We start from the raw sequence: 25,916 nt of genomic DNA on the forward strand, positions 1-25,916 counted from the left end.
AGTGCTTGCGGGTCTTGAAATTGATGGTATGCCCTAAATACTCTCGTTTTTTCAAAATGTTCACGATGGTAGATGATCCCCATCCATAGGGGTCTTTGACCGGCTTTGAACGGTTCACACCCTCGTTGAAGCGGGCAAGGTGTACGACAGGAATTTCAATCCGGTCTATGGATAATTTGCAGGCGATCTGATAAGGCCCATATCCCTCCAGCGTGAGGGAGAAGATACGGCGTACCACTTCGGAAGCTTCCTCATCTACCAACCAATGCTCCCGCTTTTCATCCCACAAGTAGCCGTAAATCACCGTGCCGGTCAGGTGCTTGCCACTCATGCCTTTTGACTTAAACACAGAGCGGATTTTCCGGCTGGTGTCGCGGGCGTAAAACTCATTCATGATATTGCGGAAGGGCGTAAAATCATCGTCGCCTTTCAGACTGTCCACACCGTCATTGATGGCAATTAACCGGACGCCGCGCTGCCGCAAAATCTCCATGACCTGGCCGACTTTCAGATAGTCACGCCCTAACCGGCTCATGTCCTTGATGACGATTGCCTCTACACGCCCTGCCTCCACTTCCTCCATCATCGCCAAAAATCCGGGGCGGTCAAAACGGGTGCCTGAGATACCATCATCGGTAAAGTGCGTAGGGTTGGGCAGCCCATTCCGGCGGGCAAAATCCTCTAACATCTGTTTTTGGTTGGATATGGAGTTGCTCTCGCCCTGTAGCTCATCGTCCCGGCTCAGGCGCTCGTACAGTGGGGTGATTTTTTCATTTCTCATGGCTGTACCTCCTGAAACAAAAATGCTCTAAGTGATTGCTTCACTAACCATGACAAAATCATGATTAAGAAGTCACTTAGAGCATATATCACCGCTGGCGAGCTTGTATTTCTTATACTGCCTCACGGCGAAGTGCTGGGGGCTGCGACGTTCCAACCCGTCAAACATATAGTCCACCGCATTTTTGAAGGTTTCGTCATCCTCCCGGACTTCCATGCTGTTTATCATTTCCACCAGCGTATTCATGTTGCGTTCTTCCTCCGGCCCCTCAAAGACGATGTAGGCCACAAGGGCGCAGTACAAGAGGGTTTCAGCTTTAGTCCAGAACTCGTCGCCCTCCTTGCCGTCGCCTTTGGTGTTGGCGATCAGAGCAGTAACGAATTTCAAAACATCGCTTTCCGTCTTGATATAGGCCAGCGGATTGTAGTGCATGGATTTTGAAAAGTCGATACTGTTGAACACCCGCACCCTGTATTTCTCCCGTTGCAGGAACCGCCCGCACTGATCGAGGGTGCCGCCCTTCGGGTCTACCACCACATACGAGGAATGAGCTTGAAGAAGCTGCGGGGTCAGCCAGAACCTTGTCTTACCCGAACCGGACGAGCCGATGACACAGGCGTTTAGGTTCCGGGCATTGGCGGGTATTTTCGGACGGGTGTTCATGGTCAGGAACTCCGTCCCGGTCAGAATGACATTGTTCTGAAATTTAGGGTCTACAAACGGCTTTATATCCTCCTTTGTTCCAAAGCGGGCGGTGCCGTATTCCGCATCCCGCCGGAATTTTTTCGCCTGCCTGATCTTTGACTGTATCAGCAGATACACCCCAGCCGCACCGGCAAGGCCCACCAGCAGGTCAATACCGCCAAGCCCCGGCCAGTAGGTTTCAAAGGCTTTGGGGAAGGTATCGAGCATCCCCATGAGCTTTGTCCCGAAGTCTGTGCCGGGGGCGATCCGGTAGGCCGTCCCGATTTTGGAGAAGAACCAGAACACAAAGAGGTACGGCAGGTTTGGGAGCACATATTTTCTGATTTTGTCACTCAACGTCCGTCCTTCACCGCCTCTCTGGTCCGCTGCTTTTCCTTTGCCTGCGTCCTGATCTGCTCCGTGAATTTCCGAAGCTGGCCGAGGATGGAAGCCTTGTCCTGCTCTTTGTTCAGCACCTTTGCGCTGTACTTCTGGAAGGCCGCCGTGATAGCGTCCGCCTGATTGGCTTTGAAAAACAGTAGGTAATGACCGGGGCTCACTTTATGGAAAGCGTAGTCCACATGGAACTCCTTTGCGATCCGGTCAAAATCCTTTGGGGCTCCCACATAGGGCATGGCGCTTTTGCCGCCATAGTGGTTCATCAGCTTTTTTACACTCTGGCGTCCCTGCGGGGTCAGCGCCTTCCGGTGGTGCTTTTGCAGCGCCCGCGCTACCTTCCCAAGAGCGGCAGCCAGCACTTTTCCCGTGAGCTTCGTTGTCCTGATCGAAAGGGCAACCGTTTTTTGGTTTACTTCTTCCTGCATAAAACCTCCTTTCCGTCGGGGTTCCCGCTATCCGGGAGGCCCCCGTACAATCTCGGGGAACAGAAAACCTCGGGCCAATGTGGCCCGAGGCTTACCGCTCGGCATCTCTGCCGGACGGAGCTTTCTTTTCCGGCTCCGTCTGGATTTTTTCGCCCTGTTCCCGCATGGTCTGCAAGATAGAGGGCTTCTTTTGAAGCTGGGAGGGCTTTTCGCCGGACAGCGGCTTGATACATTCCAGACGGTCAGCCGCCCGGATGGCGTTGTCCGTGAGCTGCCTCTGCCATGCGCCTACACTGGGAGCCCAGCGGAAACCGCTGCTTTTCAACTCGGCCCGGGTGTCCGCGTCAGGCTTTCCATCAAAGAATACCTGCAAGCGGTTGTCCTCCCGGTTCATCTCCACACGGCCCCCGTCGAACTCCCAGCCGGAAAACTCCCGCTGCGCCTGTTTGGAGAGCTGTTCGATACGCGTCTTTACCCGGCGGATCTCCGCATTGTTGTTGGTAAGCTGGTAGCTTTCAAAGGGCCTCGGGTCGCTCCGCCAGTTTGCCGCCATGCTTGCTTTCAGCTTTTCGATCTGGTCCGGCGACAGCAGCGCACAGCCATCCAGCTTGCCATGCTTGCGGTAATAGGCGTTGACCTCCTTCATAATGAGCTGGGAGCGTTCCAGCCCGTCCAGCTTCTTCTGGAGCTTTTCAATCGCTGCCGGGTCATCGGCGCTGATCCCGCCCATGCCGGTACTGCGTATCTTATCCAGCAGCCCTTGAATATACCGCCATTCCTCCATGTTGCTGTCCCGGGCCCGGTTCTGTTTTTCCTTCTTTCCCATCGGGAAATTGGCAGGTCCGGCGATCATCACAGAGGGAACCCTTGCGTCAATGGCAAAGCCCTGGTTCATGTTTTCGGCCAGCTTGCGGGCGTAGGTGTCTAACAGATGGTCGATCTTCTCATGGTACATGGGGTCCACCCGGGATTTCTGCTGTTCCGCTATGGCGGCGGCCTTGTCCACCATTGCCCGGTATTCCGCCGTTGCGCTCCCTTCCTTGTAGTCGGAAAAGCTGTTCATTTCTTTTGCCCGGCGGGCGGCTCCTTCATTGATAGGGTAATAGTTGATGGTATGCACCTCCTTTATGCTTCGGGCCATGCTGGCCCGAAGTCTTACCGTTCTTCATGAGAAGGCCCCGCCTTGTCCTTTTTCGGAGCGGGTGGGGCTTCTTGAAACCGTTTGAGTGTAGCGAGAATGGAATGGACAGGCTCGGCCTTTTCAGGATAGGCAAATATCCGGTGTTCCGGCGGAATGTCCTGCGGCCCGTGGTAATACTCCTTGAAGCCCTCCGGGACTGCCGACACATACCCACCGGGAGCGAATACGCCGCCCTCGTTGATACGCACATCCCGCCCGTATGCCTCATAATCGAAGTAGTTCTGAATGTGCTCCGGTATGTCGATAGTCCCAAGCTCGTCGGCGTAAAGACGGCCCAGCCCTTCATCATCGGAAATATCCGGGTAAAAGCGGTAAAGGTCAAGGTTCTGCGTCAGGTTTATCAAATCCTTCACGCTCCTTGTGTGGTTTCCCAAGACAAGAGCGGCTTCAAAGGTTTCCAGTCCGCCCTTATCCCGTACTTCCAGCAGGGCGTGGCCCAGCTCGTTCAGCTCGTCGATGTTCTCACATTCGTAGAGATAATCGTAGAGCCCCAGCACATCACTGTCAAAGCTGGTAAAGAACACTTCGCTGTACCGTTTCCCGTCTATCCCGATTTTGGCAAGGGCGGCCTGCAACTCCTGTGTCGTCATGGGGAAATGTACCGTTGTCCCTACCTCAATCCCCATTAAGGGGTATAGGGCTGTATTGGTTATATAGGCTTCAAACATGGGCTCATTCCTCCTTTCCGGCCCGGTCAGCCAGCACCTCATAAATCCCGGCCATAATGTAATCGGCGCAAGGGAGGGCAATCGCGTTTCCCAGTGCCTTGTAGCGTTGCAGAGGCCGGATCTCCACGCCGTCCACCCCGTACTTTGTCCAGCCCTCTGGCAGCCCCATCAGCCGTTCGCTTTCCGTTTCCGTCAGAAAACGGATACAGCCGCCCTTCGGGTCGCCCTCATACCAGAAGGCAAAGGGCGTTACATCACTGGCTAAAAGAGTGGGAAAAGGGTCAGTTGGTAATCCGAAGCTGTTTCGGAAGGCCGTTTCTTCCTGCCTTTTTGCCGCTCCCCGCATACGGAAGCACTGAAAGGGGTGGATGACTGGTATCTGCCGCCCTGTTTCAAAAGAAGCTGTTCGATCTCCTTCGGCGGCGGCCCACCCGCCCTCTCCGCAAGGCGGAGGAAGTGGGAGCATTGGACGGGGCTTAAATAGTATGTCTGCGGCACGTCTGCCTCCAAAATCCGCCACGACGAAAATCCGCTGCCTTCGTGCCAGCCTTCGGGAGCCTGCCCAATACTGGGCGTCCATGAGTCGCCAGCACACATCAGGCGTTCCCCCTCGCACCATTCCGGCGTTTCCCCATCTTCCCGAAGGAGGCATTGGAACTTCGGTGTCCGAGAAGGCGGATAAGACGGCTCTAAAGTCCATCCGGTCATTTGTAGAAAACGCTCCCATGACGTTTTCCCAAACAGCGATAGCTGGATATAGGTTATCAGTAGCATCCCTCATTTCCTGTATGATACGAAACGCCTGATAGAACAGGCTTGATTTTGCCCCGGCAAGGCCGGAGCGGTTGCCGATCAGAGAAAGGTTCTGACAGGGGGAACCGAAGGTAATTACATGAACCGGCGGGATTTTCCCGCCGTCCACCTTCGTAATATCCCCCAAATGCACCATGTCGGGAAAGTGCCTTTTGGTTATGGAGATGGGCACTTTTTCAATCTCGCTGGCCCAGACCGGACGGATACCGCACCGGGAAGCAGCCAGAGGGAACACGCCGATTCCGTCGAAAAGGCTCCCCAACTTAATGTCCGGCATGGCCCGGGGTGCCGTGTCCCTTCACGGCAAGCACCCCTTCCAGTGTGGTCGCCGCAATGCCCAGCCGCCCGGCAACCGCAATATCATTTTTTACATCCTCGTCCACAGCGCTGCCGCAGACGATCAGGGTGTGGGAACGCCGCAGCATATCCCGGCGCATATCAATCCCGGCCTTATGTTCCTCGGGAACGCTGTCATTCAAAAACAGCGGCAGGTACAAGAGCGGGCAGATAGGGGAAAAGCCCGCCTCATAAGCAAGGCGGCAGTAGTGGGCCGCCAGCTCCATATCAACATCCGGCTCGCCGCTCCATGCGGCGGTCAGGTACGCTAAAGGTCGTTTCATTGGTTGAGCCTCCATTTCTATTTTGGTTTAGGGAAAAGCAAGAGTTCGCCCAACCCCTCCGCCCCTTCCCCCGGGAAGGGGAACGGCTCTGGAGAATTTATATCCCCGTCGCTTGTCCGGGAAAAAGCATAACCGGGAGAAATCCGTCAAGGGTGCCTCTGGCACCGCCTGCGGCGGCGTTGCCCTTGACTGATTTTCCCGGCTATGCTACGGAATAACTGGCGACGGGGAATAATTTATATCTCCAGAGCTTCGGGGCGCGGGGCAGCGCCCCGCAATCCTCGGGCCATCTTGACCCGAAGTTTCGGCTTACTTTTCCGGCTCGGTTTTCTTCTCCGGCTTTTCGTGTTCCTTCTGCTGGCCCTTCCAGTCGTCCAGCAGCTTGATGATCTGGTCTTTCATTTCCCTCGGCGTGGTTTCCTTGCCGAAGTATTTGCTCAGTTCCGCACCCGTCAGAATCACTTTGTCTACCTCCTTTTTGTCCTCCATCATAATGCCGTCGATCACATCCCCATTGAGCAGCTTCTTTTCGTCCAACTCCCGCATACGCTTTGCCTGCGCCTGCGAAGGCGAGGACTGCTGGCTGTCGATGGCGACGGCGATATAATTCTGGTTCTTCTTGCCGATGTAGGAAAGCTCCACCGCCGTAGTGAAGCCCAGCTTTTTCTCGTCCATCAGCTTCATCAGGTCGGGGACCAGCTCATTCAGCCGGATATACCGCTGTACCTGCTTGACGGCCATCTTGTTCCGCTCGGCCACGATCTCGTTGGAGCGTTTGCCTGCGTCCTTCGGGTCAATCTGGCCCGAAGTGCGGGAGCCCTGGTGCTTGATGGCCTCAAGCTGCATTTTCAGAGCTTTGGCCCGCTCGCTGGGGAGGATTTCTTCGCGCTGGTTCAGATTGTCCTCCACCATCTGCGTGATGGCTTCATCGTCCGTCAGGTTGCGGACGATACAGGGCATATCCGCATATCCGGCAAGCTCGCTGGCCTTCTGGCGGCGGTGGCCGGACACGATCTCATATCCGCCATCCTCACGGGGACGGACGATAGCGGGCTGGGTAACGCCCTTGTCCTTGACGCTGGACACCATGGCCCGCATTTCTTCATCGTCCCGGACCTCAAAGGGATGGTTTTTGAAGGCGTGGAGCTCGTTCAGCTTGATATATACGATCTGTTCCTCGCCACGGCGGGGAGCCTCCTTCGGTCCCTCGGGTTCCTTCGGAGCGGGAGCGGCCTGCACCGTGGGAGCCGCTTTTTTCTCCGGTTTCTCTTTGGGGGCCTTTTCCTGCTTTTTCTGTGCGGGGGCTTTGGGCTTCGGAGCGGCGGCCTTGTCCTTATCCTCTTTCGGAGGACGGCCCCGGCGCTTCGGCTGTTCGGGCTCTTTGGGTTTTTCATCTGCTTTTTTCGGAGTCTCCGGCTGCTTTTCCGGTTTCTCCACTTTTGCCGGGTCAGGCTTTTCCCTGCTGGGAGCTGCCGCCCGTTCCTCGACCTTCTTTTCCTTCATAATTTCAGCGAAGTTATAGACAGAAACCTGTGGGTTCTTTACCTCCGGTTCCGTCTTTTTTTCCGGCTCCGGGGAAACGGAAACCTTCTCCGGCTCTTTTGGGGGAGCGGGAGGCGTTTCCTTGCCCGGCCTGCTATCCGTTACCGGCTGTTCCGGCGTTTTTGTGGTTTTATCATCTGCCATAAGCATTTACCTCCTGTTTTTTGGCATGAAAAAAGGGGCTCAACTTTTCAGTCAAGCCCCCGTGGGAAGTTCCTCCTTTCTCCGCCATGATACAAAAATACCGCCCGTAGTCTCGTTTGGGCGGTACTTTGTGTAAGATTGGCAGTCCATTATTAAGTTTTTTATTATGTTCCCTTTGTACACCGTTGCAATCCATCCTGTTTTCCTTAAGCTGTGCGGGAATCTGGATCGGACTTTTCAATTCCATACAGGAAATCTGTAAAGAAAGAGTCATTCTGAAAAGAGAATACATGGGAGATCTGAAACTGCACTGGTATGTATTATCCAAGTTTGCGGTACAGACGATCCTTGGCCTGGTACAGGCGCTTCTGATTACCGGAATTTTTACCCTTACCGTAGGAGCGGCAGATAAGGGAATTCTTTTCTCCGGTCCCTTTGTGGAAACCTTTATTACAGTATGGCTGACAATTGAAGCTGCTATGGCACTGGGATTTGTGATTTCTTCTCTTGCAAAGAGCGGAGATAAGGCCATGACGCTGGCGCCGTTTGTGCTGATTATACAGCTGCTGTTTTCGGGAATTCTTTTTGAACTGAAAGGTGCAGGTGAAAAAATTTCCTATGTGACTATCAGCAAATGGTCCGTGGAAAGCCTTGGAAGTATTGCACGGCTGAATGATCTTACCATGAAAATCCAGCAGCAGATTCCGACGGCAGAACACAAATTTCAGGAAATTTTCAAATCAACAGGAGCGCATCTGACGCAGAACTGGCTGATTATGGGCGGAATGACAATTGTGTGTATGATTTTATGTACCGTACTTTTGAGAAGCCTGTCAAAAGACGGACGGTAGGAAGGAGAAAAGTTATGGGGGACAGAATCAGAGCAAATATAAGTACCATGTCCAGAGAATTTGCGGATATGGAAAATCTTCAGAAAGCAGCCCAGAACAGTCTGGACGAGCTTGTGAATGCCATTCATGCACTGAATGGCAGCTGGGAGGGAATGGCTCATGACGCACTGGTCAGTGTGTTCAATTCCGATCAGGAAAGTATGCAGGAAACGCTGAGACTGCTGGGGGAATACATTTCCGCACTTGTGGCGGCACAGAATGAATACCAGAACTGTGAGCAGCAGGTCGAAAGCAGGATCAGTTCCATACGCGTCTGAGAGGAGGAGAATTTATGGCTGGATATGGAGTGGGTTCAGATGCCCATATAAAAGTTCAGACAGAAGCGCTGATAGAAAGAGCGGAAAACGCAAAAAGCGCAATTTCCACCATGGAAAACCGTCTGAATGAAATTTCACAGAAAGTAAACCAGATGTCAGGATATTGGGAAGGGGAAGCTGCGGACCGTGCCAAAAACCTTTATCAGAAGCAGCAGGAAGCAATGCAGAAAATTCTTCAGGAGCTGAAGGGATATCCGGATAAGCTACTGACGATATCCGGAAACTATTCAACCGTAGAGCAGGCCAACCAGAATGAATCCGGAGGCCTGAAAAACAACATACTTTAACCAGATATCCGCTTGATATAATAGCTGTTTGAACAGGAGGGGGATGTATGAGTCGTTATACCATAGAGATGAATTTCGCAAAGGCCAAAGGCCAGGCAAAAGAACTGGACAATGCCGCTGCCAGGCTGGAGAGGATCGCATCCGGAAGTATGGAAGATGCGATGAGTACCATTTCCGGAAACTGGAAAGGGGAAAACGCGGGAAATTATCTGCGTAAAGCAGAAAAAGTCCAGAAAGATATTCTTAATGTGAGCAGGGAGCTGAAAAATACAGCGACGGCAATCAGAAACATCGCACAGGTAACTTATAATGCTGAGATGGCCGCACTGGAACTGGCTCTTAAACGAAATGTATAAATAAAACGGTTATGCTCTGACCGAAAAAAGGAGGAAATTTTATGGCAGAATTTCAGGTAACAGCAAGCACACTTAAACAGAAAGCAGAAGAGCTCAGCACATTAAACAACAACTTTGCAAAAAAAGTTGAAGAATTAATGGCATCCGAAAAATCCCTGAGCGGAATGTGGGAAGGCCAGGCAAAAGAGGCATTTGAGAATGCGTTCAACACAGATGCCGGAAAAATGAATCAGTTTAAGGCAGCAGTAGATGAATACTATTCAAGACTTCTCACCATCGTTTCCCAGTATGAGCAGGCTGAGTCCAAGAACGTAAGCGTGGGAACAACAAGAACTGTATAAGGAGGAAAATAACATGGATGGAACAATCAAAGTATCAACACAGGAATTAAGAAGTGCATCAAGCCAGTTCAGCAGCTACGGAAGCGAAATCCAGAACCTGACATCACAGATGCTGTCCTTGATTTCAGGAATTACAGGAGCTGTATGGTCCGGTGAGGCAGCAAGCGCTTATCAGAGTAAATTTGCAGGCCTGGAAGCAGACATTTCCAAGATCAACAAAATGATCCAGGAACATGTTACAGACTTAAATACAATGGCTGACGAGTACGACCGTGCAGAGCAGCAGGCACAGCAGGAAGCATCTGCGTTAAAAAATAATATTATCTGACAGGCAGATAATACATGAGGTGGCGAAAGATATGAGCTATGTACTGACAATATACAGCAAGGAAATATATCAGGATTTTATACTTCCTGCAATTGATAATGCCGATTATACAATTGTACTTCAGCAGAAAATATTTTCACTTTCCGATGATGTTCTGGTCAGAATGGAAATTGTGGACGGAGAATGGCGTTTTGTCCAGGGTGAAAATTATCGAATCGTAAAGAACGGAAAGAGCTATATCCGAAAAGGTCTGCACAATGGAGAGGCACTGAATCTTGAACTGTTTAATACATTAAATTTTGCAGTTATGATACAGGAAAAAACAGGCGGTTTTACTGTATACAAGAAATATCTTTTGCCACCGGAAGGAAAAATCTACATCGGAAAAAACAAGGATAACCACATCTGCTACGATTCCATGGGACTGGTTTCGGGCATCCATGCATCCATTGAAATGAACCATATGAACTATATTTTAAGGGACATGAGCAGAAACGGTGTTTATGTCAACCATAACCGGATCAAACAGATGCATGTGCTGCAGTATGGAGATACCATCAACATCATTGGACTGAAGATGGTATTTCTGGGAAATTTCCTTGCACTTGAAAAACCGGGAGGATCTTTCCGCATTAAAGAAGATGTAATTGTCCCACTGGAAAGCGGAGACATTATGGATGCTGTAATAGCAGCAGCTCCGGACCCTGTTTCCGAAAAGAAAAAGAAATATTTCAACCGAATTCCACGAAATCTGAAAGTTATCGACGTGGAACCCTATGTTATCGAGGGGCCTCCCGGAAAAGACAATTCCAGAAGAGCTCCCTGGTATCTCACAGTAGGCCCGGCCCTTACCATGGCGATCCCCATGACACTGGGCTGTGTGCTGTCTATTGTAGGAAGCGGAAGTAATTCTTCTGTCTTTATGTATACAGGACTTATTACCGCATTTGGTTCTGCGGTACTTGGAGCTGTATGGGGCGGCGTGCGTCTGAAATACGATGCAAAAGTCCGCGTGGAAACAGAAGCGCACAGAACAGAAGCCTATGCGGAATACCTTACAGATATCGAAAAGAAAATTGAAGAACAGTACGAAAAAGATATCCAGATCTTAAATGACCGGTATCCTTCCGCAGACATGATCTGTGCCCTCCGGGATAACAATTCCACACTCTGGAACCGTAATGTGACACATGCCGATTTTATGTACCATCGACTGGGAATCGGTGCCCTGCCATTTCCATCACCGGTAAATATTCCGCCGGAGCGCTTTATGCTTTACAAAGATGCTCTTGCAGACAGACCGGAAGAGATCCGGAAGAAGTTCGAAAAAATGCAGGATGTCCCGATCTGTGTAGATCTTCTTTCTCATTCTCTGATAGGTGTTCTTGGCGGCTCCAAAAAGCAGGGAGCCTATGAAGTAATCCGTGTTCTTCTGACACAGATTGCGGCTGCCAACAGCTATACAGATGTAAAAATGGTACTTACATACAACAAAAACCTGGGAGCGGAGCAGGAGTGTTTCCGTTCATTCCGGTGGTTCCCGCATACCTGGTCCACAGACCGGAAATTCCGTTTTGTGGCAGATGAGCCGGAAGAAGTTGCAGACGTTTACTATGAACTGACTCAGCTTCTCCGTGAAAGAAAAGAAGAAAAAGCCTACGGGGAAGAAAAAGCTCCCCTGCCATTATACGTTCTGGTTGTCAGTGATATTTCCATGCTGAACAATGAGCTGATCAGTAAATATGTCTTCGACAAAGACCCGCAGCTGGGCCTGATCACCATTATTCTGGCAGAAAAATTTGAAGATCTTCCAAACAGCTGTGAATACATTATTGCCAATGAACATGACGGCGGCAAATTTACAGGAGTATATTCCGTACGTGGAGAAGAGCAGGAGCGGATCAGTGTCTGCTTTGACAATATCACCAACGCATCGGTTGAAAGCTTTGCCCGGAAACTGTCTGACATTGAAGTGGAAGAGATGCAGAACGGTGGAGAAATTCCGTCCTCTGTAACATTCTTTGATATGATGGGAATCAGTAAACTGGAAGAGCTGGACGTTGCCACCAGATGGGCAAAAAACCGTACCTACGATTCCATCCGCGGTCTTCTCGGAAAAAAAGCAGGCGGAAACCTCTGCTATCTGGATGTTCATGAAAAATATCACGGACCTCATGGCCTGATCGCCGGAACAACAGGTTCCGGTAAAAGTGAAACCCTGCAGAGTTACATGCTGTCCCTGGCAATCAATTACAGCCCGGATGATATCGGATTCTTTATCATTGACTACAAAGGTGGTGGAATGGCCAATCTGTTCTCAGGCCTGCCACATATGATGGGACAGATCTCCAACCTTTCCGGAAACCAGATCCACCGTGCAATGGTATCCATAAAGAGTGAAAACCGCAGAAGACAGCAGATTTTTAACGATTATGGTGTAAACAATATCAACGCCTACACCAAACTGATCAAATCCAATGAAGCACAGACTCCGGTACCGCATCTGTTTATCATCATCGATGAGTTTGCGGAACTTAAGAGAGAAGAGCCTGACTTCATGAGAGAGCTGATCAGTGTTGCTCAGGTAGGACGAAGCCTTGGGGTACATCTGATTCTTGCCACACAGAAACCAAGCGGTACAGTAGATGACAATATCTGGAGTAACTCCAAATTCCGTCTGTGTCTGCGCGTACAGGACAAGCAGGACAGTAACGACATGCTTCACAAACCGGATGCAGCTTACATCACCCAGGCAGGCCGTGGATACCTGCAGGTAGGAAATGATGAGCTTTATGAGCTGTTCCAGTCCGGTTACAGTGGTGCTCCATACGATGAGGACGGAGGAGACAACGGAAATGAAACCGTCCGTATGATGACCATTCACGGAAGAACTGCCATCGTCGGAAACCGTATGAAGATGCACAGACAGGAAAAAGCCAAGGCAATGTGGCTGAAAAAACTCGTAGAGGCAGCGGAACAGGTAATTGCAGATGGCAATACTCCGGAACACCTTCTGAACAACCCGGTACTCTTAAGACAGTGTGCGGAGAAAGTAACCGATAATCTCATAAAGAACAACGTCAATGTATCCTCCGGTGAAAATGGCCTCCAGCGAATGGAAAATATCGTAAGACTTTGCTGCATGGCAAACGACAGAAGCACTGGTGCAAAAGTAGATTATATCATTCAGGAAGAAAGTGCACATTCCGTCAAGATACCGGAAACAAAACAGAAAACCCAGCTGGATGCTGTTGTGGAATATCTTGGAAAAGTTGCAAAAGAGCGTGGATATGACCATGAATTCCTTCTGTGGCTGCCTGTCCTTCCGGAAAATCTCTATCTGGAAGAGCTTTCCGGATACTGCGAGACTACATTTAACGCAGGTTCCTGGCCGACATGGAAGAAGTGGAACTTAAAAGCGCCGATCGGTCTCTGCGATGACCCGGTTAATCAGGCACAGCGTACCCTGGAAATTGATTTTGCAGCTATGGGCCATCTGATTGTAATCGGTTCCGTAGGAACCGGAAAGAGTGTTTTCCTGCAGTCACTGGCATACTCCCTGATTCACAGATATTCTCCGGAATATGTGAACCTTTACTGCATCGACTTTTCCAGCAATGCCATGCGTGGATTCGAAAAATCCGCACATGTGGGCGGTGTGATGTACGAGCATGATACCGAAAAAATCTCCAGATTTTTTAATATGCTCACAGAACTTATGGAAGAGAGGAAAAAACTCTTCAAAGGTGGTAACTACGAGCAGTATGTTCAGGCTATGGGCGTGAAAGTACCGGCAGTCTTTGTATTTATTGACCAGTATTCCAGTTTCAGGGAAAAGACCGGAAATATTTATGAGGAACAGATGGTACACCTTTCCAGAGACGGAGCAGCCTGCGGAATCTACCTTGTTATTTCCGCAGCAGGATTCGGGCTTACCGAGATCTCAAACAATGTAGGAAGAAACATCAAAAATGTCATCTGCCTTGAAATGGGAGACAAATTCCAGTATATGGATCTTCTTCACACCATGCAGATTGAGGTTCTTCCGGAAACAGGCGTAAAGGGACGTGGACTTGTAAAACAGGGCGATGTTGTTCTGGAATATCAGACAGCACTTGCAGTGAAAGCCGAAGACGATTATTCACGTATCGAAAAAATCGAAAAAGAATGTCTGCGCCTGAATGCAGCATGGCATGGCAAAAAAGCAAAACAGGTTCCTGTAATCCCGGATGAGCCGGTCCTTGATGAATTTATCGAACTGGATGCAGTAAAAGAGCAGCTTCAGAGCGGACACCTTCTTCCCATCGGATACGATGCGGATAATGCCAATCCGTATGCGCTGGATCTTCACAGGATCTTCAGCTATCTTATTTCCGGCCGTGCGAAGACAGGAAAGAAAAATCTCCTTAAGATTCTCATGAAGATGGGAGCACAGACAGGAATGAAGATGTATGTGGCAGATTTTTCAGGAAAACTCAAAGAGGCCGCAGCAGAAAACAATGCCGTATTCATTGATACAGACAGAAAAATGTACGATGCGTTCATGGAATGGCAGACGGAGATCATTGAGAAAAACGGACGCAAAAAAGAGATGGAAGCAGCCGGAAAGAGCGATCTTGAGATCTATCAGGAGATGGCATCCATGGGTCTTTCCTGCATGATGATCAGTAATCTTCCGGAATTTATCAACCATATTATGTATCCGGAAAAAGATGTGCCGCTTATGGCAGGATTCCTGGAAAACATCACAGAAAAAGGTGCAGGCCTGGGAATTTACTTTATCTCCGCGTATACGCCGGATGAGATTACGAAAGTCAAAGGAAACGCAATATACAATAACCTGGTCAAAAAGAAAGAAGGTCTGCATCTCGGCGGAAATGTAGGTGCACAGAACATTCTCAATTTTGATTATATTTCATATAAGGAACAGAATAAGGTTCAGAAAACAGGAGTGGCAATGCTGCCGTCTGTAGATGGGGAACTTACTTCTACACGGTTGATTATTCCACTTGCTGGGAAAGCAGATGCAGAAAAATGATAATTGTAGATGTATATGTACCGGTATATGAAAAGACCTACGATATGGAAATCGATGAAGGTCTGGGAATTGCAATGGTAATAGAAGAAATGGCAACCATAATCTGCCAGAAAGAATCCAGCAAAATGGGAGGAAATGTCAGTGAATTATGTCTCTGCGACGTGAGAAGCAAACAGATTCTTTCCCCGGAAAGATGTCTGAGAGATTATGGAATTACCAACGGCGGACAGCTGCTTCTGGTATAGGAGGGGAGAAACGATGGGCAACGTTATAGATGTGAACAACATCTGTGTAAACTGCATGCATACAATGGATGAGACAACAAGGTATTGCCCTTCCTGCGGATATGAAAGAGGCACATATGTAAATAATCCCCATCAGCTTCCGGCTTTTACGATCCTGCAGGGAAGATATCTGATTGGAAAATGCCTTGGAGAAGGTGGTTTTGGTATTACATATCTTGCCCTAGATCTTATCTCCGGCCAGCGTGTTGCAATCAAAGAACTTTTTGTACAGGGACTGCTGAACAGACAGAAGGGAAAAACCGTTCTGATCGAAAGCAGCCAGGAATCCATGAGATATTACCATATCTGTAAGGATAAATTTCTTCATGAAGCGCAGCTGCTTCATAATCTTAAGGAGAAAAGAGGCGTTGTAAACTTTCTGAACTATTTTGAAGAAAACAATACCGCCTACATTGTGATGGAATATCTGGAGGGACAGGATCTTTCCCAGTATTTAAAAGAACATAACAACAGGATTTCTTTTCATGAGACTTTTCAGTTTCTGCGACCGGTGATGAAATCAATGATTGATATGAATGAGTCAGGGGTATATCATAGAGATATTGCCCCTGACAATATCCGCTATCTGAAAAGCGGCTGGATGAAGATCATGGATCTGGGAGGAGCCAAATATTCCTTCCAGGAGCAGGTAAACGGACCCAGCAGGATGATTGCCGTAAAAAAAGGATATGCTCCGCCGGAACAGTACCAGCAGAGCTATAAGATAGGCCCCTGGATGGATGTCTATGCGATGGCAGCCACATTTTACAGATGTGTTACCGGAAAAGTTCCACAGGAATCTCTGTCCAGACTGGAGCAGGACCATCTGGAAAAACCTGGCCGTTTCTGTCCGGATATGAACAGTGCCACAGAGAAAGTAATTCTCAAAGGCCTGGCTTTACGTACAGAAGACCGGTATATGGACATGAGATCTTTTTATGAGGCACTGAAAGCGGCGAATCCGGATACCATAGACAAGACAACGGTAGAATCTTCCAAACATCTGATTCCCAGAGATCAGGAAGAAGAATCTGAGGAGAATAAAATCCGGCAGAAAAATAAGACTGTGCAGAAGATTGCAATGGTTTGTACGATAATATTTGTAATACTGATGCTGATAGGATTCTTCCTCTGAATGCTTCAGAAAGTTATGGATAAAGCAGGTAGACAATATGAAAAAAGAGCAGATTCAGGTAGGGTGTTATACAATCATAGGAGACAGAAAATCCCAGCAGGATACCATGCAGTATGCATGGAAAGGGGATGATACAATTCTGGCTGTAGTATGTGACGGTATGGGTGGCATGTCCGGTGGAGAACGGGCTAGCCGGAAAGCGGTAGATGTAATTTTCAAAAATTTTGCGGACAGTTTTGTGACAGATGAAACACAGTATTCGGAATGGTTGAAGCGTTCTTTTGTGGAAGCGGATGAAGCGGTGGCAGGCCTTACCGATGAGGCGGGAAACATTCTTCACAGTGGTTCCACAGTTGTAGGCGTTCTTATAAAAAATAACCGCATGTACTGGGCAAGTGCAGGGGACAGCGTAATCTATTATCTGGATACACAGGGAATCCACACGGTAACCAGGATGCACAACTACAATCTCAGGCTGGAACAGCTTCTGAATTCCGGGAAAATCACGGTGGAGGAAGCAAAAAAAGAAAGCATGAACGGACGTGGAGAAGCGCTGATCAGTTTTCTTGGCATTGGAGGACTTCCCCTTGTGGATTCCGGAAGCCAGACAATACTTATGAATCAGGGAGACATCGTAATTCTTGCCAGCGACGGTCTCTACAAAAGCCTCACAGCAGTTCAGATCCAGGCGATTGTTGAGGAAAGCGGTGGAAACATGTCGATTGCTGCCGAACGTCTGTGCAAAGAGGCACAGCGTCTTGGAGAGTGTAAACAGGACAACACAACAGTAATTGCAGTCAGATACAGCCTGGGATCTGGAAATAACTGAACAGCTGATTGGAGGAAACAGAGTGAAAAGATGCATGAATTGTATGAGTGAATACAATGAACAGAACAGCAGATGTCCCAGGTGCGGATTTTCAGAAGAAGAAATGAACGGAGCACAGAAGCTGCCGGAAGATATCCTGAAACCGGAAACTGTTTTGCAGGGAAGATTTGTGATTGGCCGTCCATTAAGCTGTTCCGACTATTCTTTTGTATATCTGGCATGGGATGGAGTGCTTCGCAGATGCGTGGCCATCCGGGAATATTTCCCTGGACGGCTTGCCAGAAGAGCAGGAAATGAAGTAGTCTGCCGGTCCGGCAGGGAAAAAAATCTTTTTGAAGCAGGAAAACTGGATTTTGAAAGTGAAGCAATGAAGCTTCATTATAATCAGGACATTAAACAGATTGTAAATGTCTACAGAGTAATAAAAGAAAACAATACCATTTATACAGTGATGGAATATCTTACAGGAATTTCTCTTCGTGACCTGATGGATATGGGTTTTGAACAGATGGGAATTTCCGAAAAAAATGTACTGAATGAAATTTTCAATACAATAACAGCAATACATGCAAGAGGAATCGGGCATTATAATCTTTCGCCGGATAATATTTATATTGATGAGACAGGAATTCGTCTTCTGGATTTTGGAAAAGCCAAATACAAAATGTATCAGGCAACCGGTGGGAGAGTGATCCGTTATGAAGAAGATTATATAGCACCGGAGGTGCTTTCAGGAAAGGAAGTCCGGATGAATGCAGATCTGTATTCACTGGGAATCCTGGAATATGAATTGTATACAGGAAAAGCAATTCCATACAGCAACCGGCCACAGCGGAGAAAAAAACCTCTGAAAACCGGAAATGCGGAGATGGAAAGAGAAATTAATATTCTTGCCGATCCAGATTCAAAAAGCCGGCCAGTCAGCCTTGCGGAATATCTGAAAACAGCCGGCGGCAGGAAACAGGGGAGGGATTAAACGTGGACAGAAATGAGAAACAGAACTCTTTTCGAAATATCCAGAACTCCAGAGGGAGAGACCGAAAGCTGAAAAAATACCAGACAGCTTTTCATATCAGTCTTGCGGCAGCCGTTATTTTTGCCGGATCTACAGGTGTGCTGGGATTTCAGTATCTGAATCTGAGAAACCAGGATACAAAAACGGAAGAAAATGCAGTAACTGCAGATGCAGATAATGAAAAAGAAGAAAACCAAACTGCATCAGCAGATAAGAAAGAGAAAAATGAACAGAAATCAGAAGAAACACCGGTACCGAAAACCGTGACACCAACAGTAACGGAAGCAATTGCGACTCCGACACCGAAAGTGACAGAAACTTCGGATCAGGCAGAGGAATTTCAAAAACTTGAAAACAATCTGAAAAATAAAATTCCGGAAAATACCGTTGTGCAGATCACAGGTATTGGTGGCTATGACGGCAGCAGTTACAGCTCCAGTGAATCCGGTAAAATAGAAGGTGTGGACAATCTTCCGGAATATGCAAAACTCTTTATTGTAGGAGACGTATATAAACGGATATCCGATAAAGTATATATCCGGGAAAACGACGAGAAAGAAACGGATCTTGCAAAGATCGTTCAGGGAGCCCTTGACAGAAACAGTGAATCGGATAACTATAATGACAATGACAACAAATCCAGCAGGGAACTGCTTCTTCGTATCGGAGAGAGCGAAGACAAAAAAGATCAGAGAGAAGAAGCAGAGGACGACTATGGATATGTCATCCGTGATAAAGACAATAAAGATGACTATGACACAGATATAAAAAATGGTGTGGACGAGGTTAGCAAGTACATAGCAGAGCAGCTGCAGGCGGAGGAAAAAATAATAAAAGAAGAGCCTGCTGATACCCTGACTCTTGCAAATACCCTCACTCTTGCAGACTGTGAGGCATATCTTGAAAAACAGCTGACAGAAGGAAATGAAAAGTTATTTGATCGGCTTGACGTAGAACAGGACGATGCGAATATCCTTTCCGCCATTCAGGAAAAAACAGAGAAAAACGATAACATAACCCGGATCTGGCTATCCGGATCAGTGGGAGAAGATAAGGAAATCACCACAGTCGGCATATACAACGCAAAAACAGAAAAAGGCTACCTTTTAAGCGTTCTTTACAATAAAAAAGATGCAGATGAATCAGAAATTTCTTCCATCACATATGAAACACTGATGGAGGACAGTGGAAAAGAGGCATAAATGTTTGATTTCTTAAAAAAAACTCACAGAATAACATATGCCAGCGTCAGTTTTGACGGTACAAGGCCTTATAATGAGGACAGCCTGAAAATACTGGATACAGACCGAAGAAAACTTTTTATACTGGCAGATGGTCTGGGCGGCTGCGGAGACGGGAAACTTGCATCCCAGACAGCTGTGGACAGTGCAGAAGATACAGGGCGGGAAAGTACAGGTTCCGGAGAAACATTTCTGAAAGAACTTTTTGAAACAGCCCAGGAATCTGTCACAGAAAAAAAAGAGAATCCGGAAAAAGGAATGGCCACCACCATGGTTGTGCTGGACATTGAAGGAAAAACCGCACAGTGGGCCCATGTAGGGGATTCCAGGCTGTATTTTTTCCGGAAAAACCGTTTTGAGGCACATACAAAAGACCACAGTGTACCACAGATGCTGGTAAATATCGGACAGATTAAAGAATCAGAAATCCGTCATCACCCGGACCGGAGCAGCCTGCTTCATACCATTGGTTATCCATGGGACGGAAATCCCTGCGAGGCATCGGAGCAGATCCGTATCCGAAGCGGAGACGCATTTCTTCTCTGTAGCGACGGATTCTGGGAAAACATAGAAGATGCGGAGATGGAAGAGATTCTTGCACAGAGCCCGGATGTGGAAACATGGCTGGAAAATATGACAGAAGCAGTAAAGACCCATGCAGGAGATGCGGACATGGACAACTGTTCCGCAATCTGTGTATATATTGAGTAAAAGAGCAGAGGAAGGGAAAATATGGAACTGATAAAATGTGAGAATGGACATTTTTATGATCTGTCAAAATACGACAGCTGTCCATACTGCAAAAAAAAGAGCCAGGAAACTTCCCAGCTGCAGCAGAAAATCCAGGCAACTCCTGTATTCCGGGTTCAGAATGACAATATCAATGAAGCGGTAACTATGGCAATGCCTGTGGGAGGCGACCAGGATGTTTTTCTGGGGCACGCAGGAAGTGGAATCTCCGCAGGAGTTTCTGCAACCGATGATCAGGTGACCATGGCGTTTTATACCGGACCAAAAGGGGTATCCTGTGTTACCGGCTGGCTGGTATGTGTGGAAGGCCCGGAGAGGGGCAGAGATTACCGGATCACCCATGGAATGAACTGGGCAGGCAGAGATGTGGATATGGATATTTATCTGCCGCAGGATATGATGATCTCGCGGAAAAAGCACTGCGCTGTTGTATACGATAACAAGTCCAACAAATTCTTTCTTGTGGACGGAGGCGTCGGTCTTACATATCTGAATGATCATCTCGTAAAACAGAACGAAGTTCTGAAACTGGGAGATGTGATTACAATAGGAAAAAGCAAATTTGAGTTTATACCATTTTGCAGAGAGGGGCATCAGTGGGAGTGAAAAAGAAAAGAAGAATGACAGCCGTTCTGGCAGTGATCTGGTGTATTTTGCTGAGTGTAATTCCTGTGTTTGGTGCAGGAGACGATTACAGAATCGAGCAGCTCTACATCAACATGCCGGATGTGACGGCATACTACAGAAGTTCCCAGGGAGACAACAAACTGGAGGCATATCTTGGCGGCGAAAAGCTGACGCTGAAAGATGTGGAAAATTTTTCGAAAACAGGAGAAGCGGTTGAATATTATGTTCTGCTGGATATTTCCGGTTCCATAACAGGAGAACGTTTTACAGACATCAAAACAGCCCTTACACAGTTCCGTTCAGAGTTAAGGGAAAATGACAGCCTGATTCTTCTTACCTTCGGAAATGAGGTTACACAGGTTCTGGGCGGAACCGAGGACCAGCAGAGTGCTGCGGCAGTTATTAACGGATTACAGAATGACAATGCCAATACGGTATTATTTGATGCGATTAACACTGCGGCAGATATGATCTGGAAAGTGGGAGACAGTTCCGAAAAGAGAAGAATCATCACCGTGATTTCCGATGGAAAAGACTGTGCCGATGATACAAGAAATGCAGAAAGCACAGAAAACACGCTGAAATCCCGGGGAATTCCTGTTTATACCATGGCAGTGGAAAATAACGAAGGGGATACAGAAGCAGAGACCCAGAATTACAGAAGCAAATTTGCAGCTATGGCCAGAAATACCGGAGGTGTGCCATGGACCGTCGCAGATGGCGGAACAGCTCTGGATGGCCTCCATACAGTACGGGATGCGGTAATGAACAGTTACCGTGCCAGATTCCAGGCTTCCAGCAACCGGGTAAGCAACAAAAAAGAAGATTTTGTGCTTAAGTTTTTAAGTGCAGGGAATATGTCAGATACCTGTTCTGTTCTGGTAAGCAGAGGCCAGAAAGATGAAACCGCACCGGAAATCAAATCCGTAACAAGCGAAAAGGCGGACAGCATTTCCATTACCTTTACCAAACCGGTGGAAAATGCAAAAGATGCAGGTAACTACACGGTGACAAGAGACGGGGAAGCCGTTCCTGTAAAACAGGTAGTAGCCGGAGAAAACGCCAAAACAGAAGTGACCCTTCTGTTTGAGGAGGATCTTTATGAAGCGGATTACGAAATCCAGCTTAAAAATATCACAGACCAGTCCAATGAAAAAAATCCTCTTGCACAGACAAAAGTAACACTGTCAACAGACTGGCCAAAGCCAAAAACATCCGTTATGGATCTGATCCTGAAATGGTGGCCGCTGGTGCTGACACTAATCTTTGTGATACTTATTGTGGTAGTACTGGTTGTTCTGAAAAATATCAAAAAGAAGAAAAATGTACTGATCATTGAGGATCAGGTAGTGCAGGCAGATGAGGTAGAAGAACGAAAACACATTCACATGGATCAGATACCAGGAAAAAATATAATCATCTGGATCAGCAACGGAAAAGATACACCGAAGAGAATGGAATACCAGCTCCGTGGAAGCGCCATTATCGGCAGGGCATCCGGATGTGATATTTACTGTGACGACCCCATGATGTCGAAACAGCACTTTGTACTGGAATACGACAACGGAAAAATTTTTATCCACGATCTGCAGAGCAGAAACGGAACAAAAGTTAACGGAATGCCGGTGGAGAAGAAGTATCCGCTGCATTCCGGTGATGAGATAAAAGCAGGAAACCTGAAATTCAGGATTGAGTGGGACTGAGGAGGAAAAGAGTATGAACTACGAAAACAGATTAAATGATCAGCGCCGGATGTGGAAATTTCTGCTGTTCGGTATACTGACACTTGGAATTTATCAGCTTGTATTTTTGTATAAAATGAACAATGATATCAATACAGCCTGCAATCCGGTGCAGGATGAGGACGAATTTACATCTCCAAATTATATTATTGTTATTTTGTTGAGCATTATTACACTTGGTATTTATACATTTTTCTGGTATTATAAGCAGGGTAACCGCATTAAACATGTCGGTGAGAAATATGGTCTGCAGATTGATGAAAAGGGAAGTACTTATCTTTTATGGATACTGGTTGGTGTCCTTCTGTTCGGTATCGGACCTTACGTTGCACTTTATCTGCTGATCAGCAATACAAACAGAATCTGTAAGGCATATAACAACAGTGCAGGCGGAGTGAATGTAAATGTAAATATTAATATTGACTCCATTGATCCTGGTTATATGAAAGATGATTCCTGGAAAAAAGAACTTGATGATAAAAATAAAGATACAGTAAAAATCGGAGTAAAAGTAAATGACGAGATCCCGACAACCGGCCTCAGCCCGGTGGGAACGCTTCGTTTCACAAAAGGAAATTTCAGCGGCAATGAAGTGGATATCCGTTCACAACAGGAGATCATGATCGGAAGAAGCAGCCAGTACTGCCAGATCATTCTCACAGAACAGGATATCAGCCGGAAACACTGCTCCATTAAATATGAGTATCAAGGAAGTACAAGTGCTTATTATGTAACCGATTATTCAACATTCGGAGTAATCGTAAACGATTCACAGAAACTGGAAAAAGGCGTGACCCAGAGACTTCCGAAAGGAACAAAACTTACTCTTGGTCAGGGAAGCAACGAAATGATTTTAGGCTGAAAAAGGAGGGACTAAAAAATGGGAGCAAAATTAACACAGTGCCCGAATGGACATTATTATGATGCAGAACAGTACACAAGCTGTCCGTACTGCCAGAGTGTAACCAGCAATTCTTTCAATGATACAGACAGAGTGACCGATTCCTTTATTCCTGCACAGGGATCAGGATATGGCTACGGCGGAAATGGAAATGATGACAGGACAATGCCCATTGATCATATTTCCGAGCGTCAGCCAATGAGATACACATCACCTACAGCGACACCAACCGCACCGCTGAATCAGCGTACCGCTGCTCAGGAAGCCTACGATGAAGGCAAGACAGTGCCGTATTTCGGAGGATTTCCGGAGACAGATATTCCGGCAGGAGACAACGTTACAACCAATCCGTCATTCTCAGGAAACGTAAGAAATCCGAAACCGGTAGTAGGCTGGCTTGTATGTGTGGAGGGAACCAACTACGGACACAGTTTCTGCCTGTATGCAGGTAAGAACTTTGTGGGCCGTGCTTCCGATATGGATATCTGCCTTAAGGGAGATGACAGTGTGTCCCGTACCAAACATGCTATCATTACATATGAACCAAAAGAAAGAAAGTTCTTTGCTCAGCCAGGTGAATCACATGAACTGTTTTATGTAAACGACAACGTAGTTTTAACGAGTGCAGAATTAAAAGACAGGGATGAGATATCCGTTGGAAAAACAAAATTAGTATTTGTGCCATTCTGTGACTCTAAGTATGGATGGGAGAAATGAAAGAAAAGAATAAACTGAAAATTGCTGTGGCAACTCACAAAAAATTCCAGATGCCGACACAGGCAGGATATTTTCCTTTACATGTAGGAAAAAGCCGACACACGCAGAAGCTCTCGGAGTATGTGGGCGATGATACAGGAGATAATATTTCAGACAAAAATCCGTTTTTCTGTGAACTGACAGGATTGTACTGGCTCTGGAAAAATACGGATTCAGAATACGTAGGAATGGTACACTACCGCAGGTACTTTCGGTCACTTAAGAAGTGCCATGGCAGAAACCGTATGAATTATATTTTGCAGGAGCCGGAAGTGATTCGGCTCCTGCAAAAGCATGATATTATACTTCCACGTAAAAGATATTATGTAATTGAAACGTTATATACCCATTATTCTCATACCCATTATGCGGAGCATCTGGAGTGTATGAGAAATATTTTACTGGAAAAAGAAAAATCCTATGTGCCAGTCTTTGATAAAGTAATGAAAAGAAGAAGCGCGCACATGTATAACATGTTCATCGCAAAAAGAGAAATCTGTGATGAATACTGTCAGTGGCTGTTTCCACTGCTTCTGGAACTAGAGGAACAGATTGATCCTGCCACCTATAATCCATATCAGGCAAGACTGATCGGCCGTGTGGGCGAACTTCTTCTGGATGTATGGATCGAAAAAAATCACATTCATTACTGTGAAGTACCGGTTCTGTACATGGAAAAAGTAAACTGGTTCCACAAGGGAAAAGCATTTCTGAAGGCTAAGTTTTTGGGAGAAAAGTATGACTCAAGTTTCTGACACAGATCTCAGTATTATCATTCCGGTATATCAGGTTTCGGAAGAACTTCTGCTTCGCTGCCTGAAAAGCGTGCAGGAGATTCAGGATCTTCGGAAAGAAGTAATTCTGGTAGCAGACGGACCAGATCAGGAAGTCTGTTCAAACCCGGCAATCCAGGCGTTTGCCGGGGAAGCGGAATTTAAAATCTCTTTTTATGAAAAACAGCACGAGGGAGTTTCCGCCGCAAGAAATTACGGAATTGACCATGCCGGCGGAACGTGGATTTTTTTCATGGATGCAGATGATTACATCTGTGCAGATGCTTTTAGGAAAGTCTGTCCCCTGCTGAAAAAAGAAGAAATAGATCTGGCAGTTATGGATTACTCCATGATACAGGGAGAGGAATGCAGCCGCCATTATTACAAAAAAGAAATGGAAGCCATGAATCCGGTCTGTTTCCAGAAGGATATTCTGAAACCTCAGTCAGGAGCAGGCTTTGTATGGGCCAAGCTGTACCGGAGAGAATGGCTTCAGGAAACAGGAGTCCGTTTTGACACAGAACTGTCAGCAGCGGAAGATGCGGAATTTATGTTAAGAGTGGCACTGAAGAATCCGAGAATCTGGAATGTGCCATATAACAGCTATTATTACTGCTATAATTCCGACTCTGCAGTGCACAGTTTCCGTGAGGATTATGCCGGACGCTACATAGACGGAATGAAAAAAATCCGCATGGACCTGGAAAAAGAAAAAGTTATGGCAAGACTTCAGGATGAATATGACAGCTGTGTTCTGTATCATCTTCTTCTGATTGCCGTAAATTATTCTTTTCATCCGGAGAATCCGGTAACCGGAAAGAAGCGGATAGAGAATTTCCGCATACTGCTGAAAAAAGAAATGTTTCGAAATTCGCTGAAAAATGTACATCCTGAGAATTTTTCAATGACAAGAAAAGTAACCCTGATCTGTATTCAGCTTCATTTATACAGGATGGTGCAGCTGATCGCCGGGGTAAGACACAGACAGCGCAGGAAATAAGGGGACAG

26 protein-coding genes and 1 pseudogene are annotated in these 25,916 nt (G+C 47.2%); 19 read left to right on the forward strand and 8 right to left on the reverse strand.

Annotated features, from left to right (window positions below; all coding sequences use genetic code 11):
• The 8 genes and pseudogenes from G5B06_RS19060 to G5B06_RS12905 all read right to left on the reverse strand — a co-directional run.
• The coding region (locus tag G5B06_RS19060; protein WP_173772222.1) for a recombinase family protein at positions 1 to 781 on the reverse strand (781 nt) is incomplete at its 3' end.
• Between the two features lie 90 nt (positions 782 to 871).
• Positions 872 to 1,822 (reverse strand): annotated as a pseudogene (locus G5B06_RS19065) (type IV secretory system conjugative DNA transfer family protein); the annotation flags it as partial.
• Positions 1,819 to 2,289 carry a PcfB family protein gene (locus G5B06_RS12880; protein WP_015567070.1) on the reverse strand — a complete coding sequence of 157 codons (471 nt, stop codon included), beginning with the start codon at positions 2,287 to 2,289 and terminating at the stop codon, positions 1,819 to 1,821. The pseudogene G5B06_RS19065 and the gene G5B06_RS12880, both read right to left, overlap by 4 nt.
• A gap of 91 nt (positions 2,290 to 2,380) precedes the next feature.
• Entirely contained in the window at positions 2,381 to 3,430 is a 1,050-nt protein-coding gene (locus tag G5B06_RS12885; protein WP_173772224.1) for a hypothetical protein, read from the reverse strand.
• A 14-nt stretch (positions 3,431 to 3,444) separates the two neighbouring features.
• Positions 3,445 to 4,158, reverse strand: a complete 714-nt coding sequence (locus G5B06_RS12890) for an antirestriction protein ArdA (RefSeq protein ID WP_003500154.1) — start codon at positions 4,156 to 4,158, stop codon at positions 3,445 to 3,447.
• Between the two features lie 4 nt (positions 4,159 to 4,162).
• On the reverse strand, positions 4,163 to 5,248 hold the full coding sequence (locus tag G5B06_RS12895) for a DNA cytosine methyltransferase (RefSeq protein ID WP_173772226.1): 1,086 nt from the start codon (positions 5,246 to 5,248) through the stop codon (positions 4,163 to 4,165).
• Positions 5,235 to 5,591: a hypothetical protein gene (locus tag G5B06_RS12900; protein WP_003500157.1), complete on the reverse strand. Its 357-nt coding sequence runs from the start codon at positions 5,589 to 5,591 to the stop codon at positions 5,235 to 5,237. The genes G5B06_RS12895 and G5B06_RS12900 overlap by 14 nt, the downstream gene beginning before the upstream one ends.
• Before the next feature lie 309 nt (positions 5,592 to 5,900).
• Positions 5,901 to 7,283, reverse strand: a complete 1,383-nt coding sequence (locus tag G5B06_RS12905; protein WP_173772228.1) for a ParB/RepB/Spo0J family partition protein — start codon at positions 7,281 to 7,283, stop codon at positions 5,901 to 5,903.
• Positions 7,284 to 7,462: 179 nt separating this feature from the next.
• Between G5B06_RS12905 and G5B06_RS12910 the strand changes: the two genes are divergently transcribed.
• The 19 genes from G5B06_RS12910 to G5B06_RS13000 are packed head-to-tail and all read left to right on the forward strand — an operon-like array spanning position 7,463 to position 25,908.
• On the forward strand, positions 7,463 to 8,128 hold the full coding sequence (locus G5B06_RS12910) for an ABC transporter permease (RefSeq protein WP_244094568.1): 666 nt from the start codon (positions 7,463 to 7,465) through the stop codon (positions 8,126 to 8,128).
• Positions 8,129 to 8,142: 14 nt separating this feature from the next.
• Positions 8,143 to 8,445 (forward strand): WXG100 family type VII secretion target, encoded by a 303-nt coding sequence (locus G5B06_RS12915; protein WP_173762067.1) that lies wholly within the window; start codon positions 8,143 to 8,145, stop codon positions 8,443 to 8,445.
• A 14-nt stretch (positions 8,446 to 8,459) separates the two neighbouring features.
• A complete protein-coding gene (locus tag G5B06_RS12920) occupies positions 8,460 to 8,792 on the forward strand; it encodes a WXG100 family type VII secretion target (protein WP_173762068.1) in 333 nt (110 codons plus the stop codon).
• Positions 8,793 to 8,839: 47 nt separating this feature from the next.
• Positions 8,840 to 9,148, forward strand: coding sequence for a hypothetical protein (locus tag G5B06_RS12925; RefSeq protein WP_148445407.1), 309 nt, complete (start codon positions 8,840 to 8,842; stop codon positions 9,146 to 9,148).
• 41 nt (positions 9,149 to 9,189) lie between these two features.
• Complete coding sequence (locus G5B06_RS12930) at positions 9,190 to 9,489, forward strand: WXG100 family type VII secretion target (RefSeq protein WP_148445404.1); 300 nt, start codon at positions 9,190 to 9,192, stop codon at positions 9,487 to 9,489.
• Between the two features lie 13 nt (positions 9,490 to 9,502).
• A complete protein-coding gene (locus G5B06_RS12935; RefSeq protein ID WP_148445401.1) occupies positions 9,503 to 9,817 on the forward strand; it encodes a WXG100 family type VII secretion target in 315 nt (104 codons plus the stop codon).
• A 31-nt stretch (positions 9,818 to 9,848) separates the two neighbouring features.
• A complete protein-coding gene (locus tag G5B06_RS12940) occupies positions 9,849 to 14,855 on the forward strand; it encodes an FtsK/SpoIIIE domain-containing protein (protein WP_148445397.1) in 5,007 nt (1,668 codons plus the stop codon).
• A complete protein-coding gene (locus tag G5B06_RS12945; RefSeq protein WP_148445394.1) occupies positions 14,852 to 15,100 on the forward strand; it encodes a hypothetical protein in 249 nt (82 codons plus the stop codon). Before G5B06_RS12940 ends, G5B06_RS12945 begins: the two co-directional genes overlap by 4 nt.
• A gap of 13 nt (positions 15,101 to 15,113) precedes the next feature.
• Entirely contained in the window at positions 15,114 to 16,274 is a 1,161-nt protein-coding gene (locus tag G5B06_RS12950) for a serine/threonine protein kinase (protein WP_173762069.1), read from the forward strand.
• 37 nt (positions 16,275 to 16,311) lie between these two features.
• Positions 16,312 to 17,103, forward strand: a complete 792-nt coding sequence (locus G5B06_RS12955) for a PP2C family protein-serine/threonine phosphatase (RefSeq protein ID WP_173762070.1) — start codon at positions 16,312 to 16,314, stop codon at positions 17,101 to 17,103.
• Positions 17,104 to 17,146: 43 nt separating this feature from the next.
• The gene (locus tag G5B06_RS12960; RefSeq protein ID WP_173772231.1) at positions 17,147 to 18,079 is read left to right on the forward strand and encodes a serine/threonine protein kinase; all 933 of its coding nucleotides are present in this window, start codon (positions 17,147 to 17,149) and stop codon (positions 18,077 to 18,079) included.
• A 2-nt stretch (positions 18,080 to 18,081) separates the two neighbouring features.
• The gene (locus G5B06_RS12965; protein ID WP_173762072.1) at positions 18,082 to 19,320 is read left to right on the forward strand and encodes a hypothetical protein; all 1,239 of its coding nucleotides are present in this window, start codon (positions 18,082 to 18,084) and stop codon (positions 19,318 to 19,320) included.
• Positions 19,321 to 20,070, forward strand: a complete 750-nt coding sequence (locus tag G5B06_RS12970; RefSeq protein ID WP_148445379.1) for a PP2C family protein-serine/threonine phosphatase — start codon at positions 19,321 to 19,323, stop codon at positions 20,068 to 20,070.
• Between the two features lie 21 nt (positions 20,071 to 20,091).
• Positions 20,092 to 20,715, forward strand: coding sequence for an FHA domain-containing protein (locus tag G5B06_RS12975; protein WP_148445376.1), 624 nt, complete (start codon positions 20,092 to 20,094; stop codon positions 20,713 to 20,715).
• Positions 20,706 to 22,439 carry an FHA domain-containing protein gene (locus G5B06_RS12980; protein WP_173762073.1) on the forward strand — a complete coding sequence of 578 codons (1,734 nt, stop codon included), beginning with the start codon at positions 20,706 to 20,708 and terminating at the stop codon, positions 22,437 to 22,439. The genes G5B06_RS12975 and G5B06_RS12980 overlap by 10 nt, the downstream gene beginning before the upstream one ends.
• Positions 22,440 to 22,452: 13 nt before the next feature.
• Positions 22,453 to 23,340 (forward strand): DUF4234 domain-containing protein, encoded by an 888-nt coding sequence (locus G5B06_RS12985; protein ID WP_148445369.1) that lies wholly within the window; start codon positions 22,453 to 22,455, stop codon positions 23,338 to 23,340.
• Positions 23,341 to 23,358: 18 nt separating this feature from the next.
• A complete protein-coding gene (locus G5B06_RS12990; protein WP_148445366.1) occupies positions 23,359 to 24,096 on the forward strand; it encodes an FHA domain-containing protein in 738 nt (245 codons plus the stop codon).
• Positions 24,093 to 24,890 (forward strand): DUF4422 domain-containing protein, encoded by a 798-nt coding sequence (locus G5B06_RS12995; protein ID WP_148445363.1) that lies wholly within the window; start codon positions 24,093 to 24,095, stop codon positions 24,888 to 24,890. The genes G5B06_RS12990 and G5B06_RS12995 overlap by 4 nt, the downstream gene beginning before the upstream one ends.
• Positions 24,874 to 25,908 (forward strand): glycosyltransferase family 2 protein, encoded by a 1,035-nt coding sequence (locus G5B06_RS13000; protein WP_148445361.1) that lies wholly within the window; start codon positions 24,874 to 24,876, stop codon positions 25,906 to 25,908. The genes G5B06_RS12995 and G5B06_RS13000 overlap by 17 nt, the downstream gene beginning before the upstream one ends.
• Positions 25,909 to 25,916 lie beyond the last annotated feature (8 nt).

Source organism: Blautia luti (assembly GCF_013304735.1).
GTDB lineage: Bacteria > Bacillota > Clostridia > Lachnospirales > Lachnospiraceae > Blautia_A.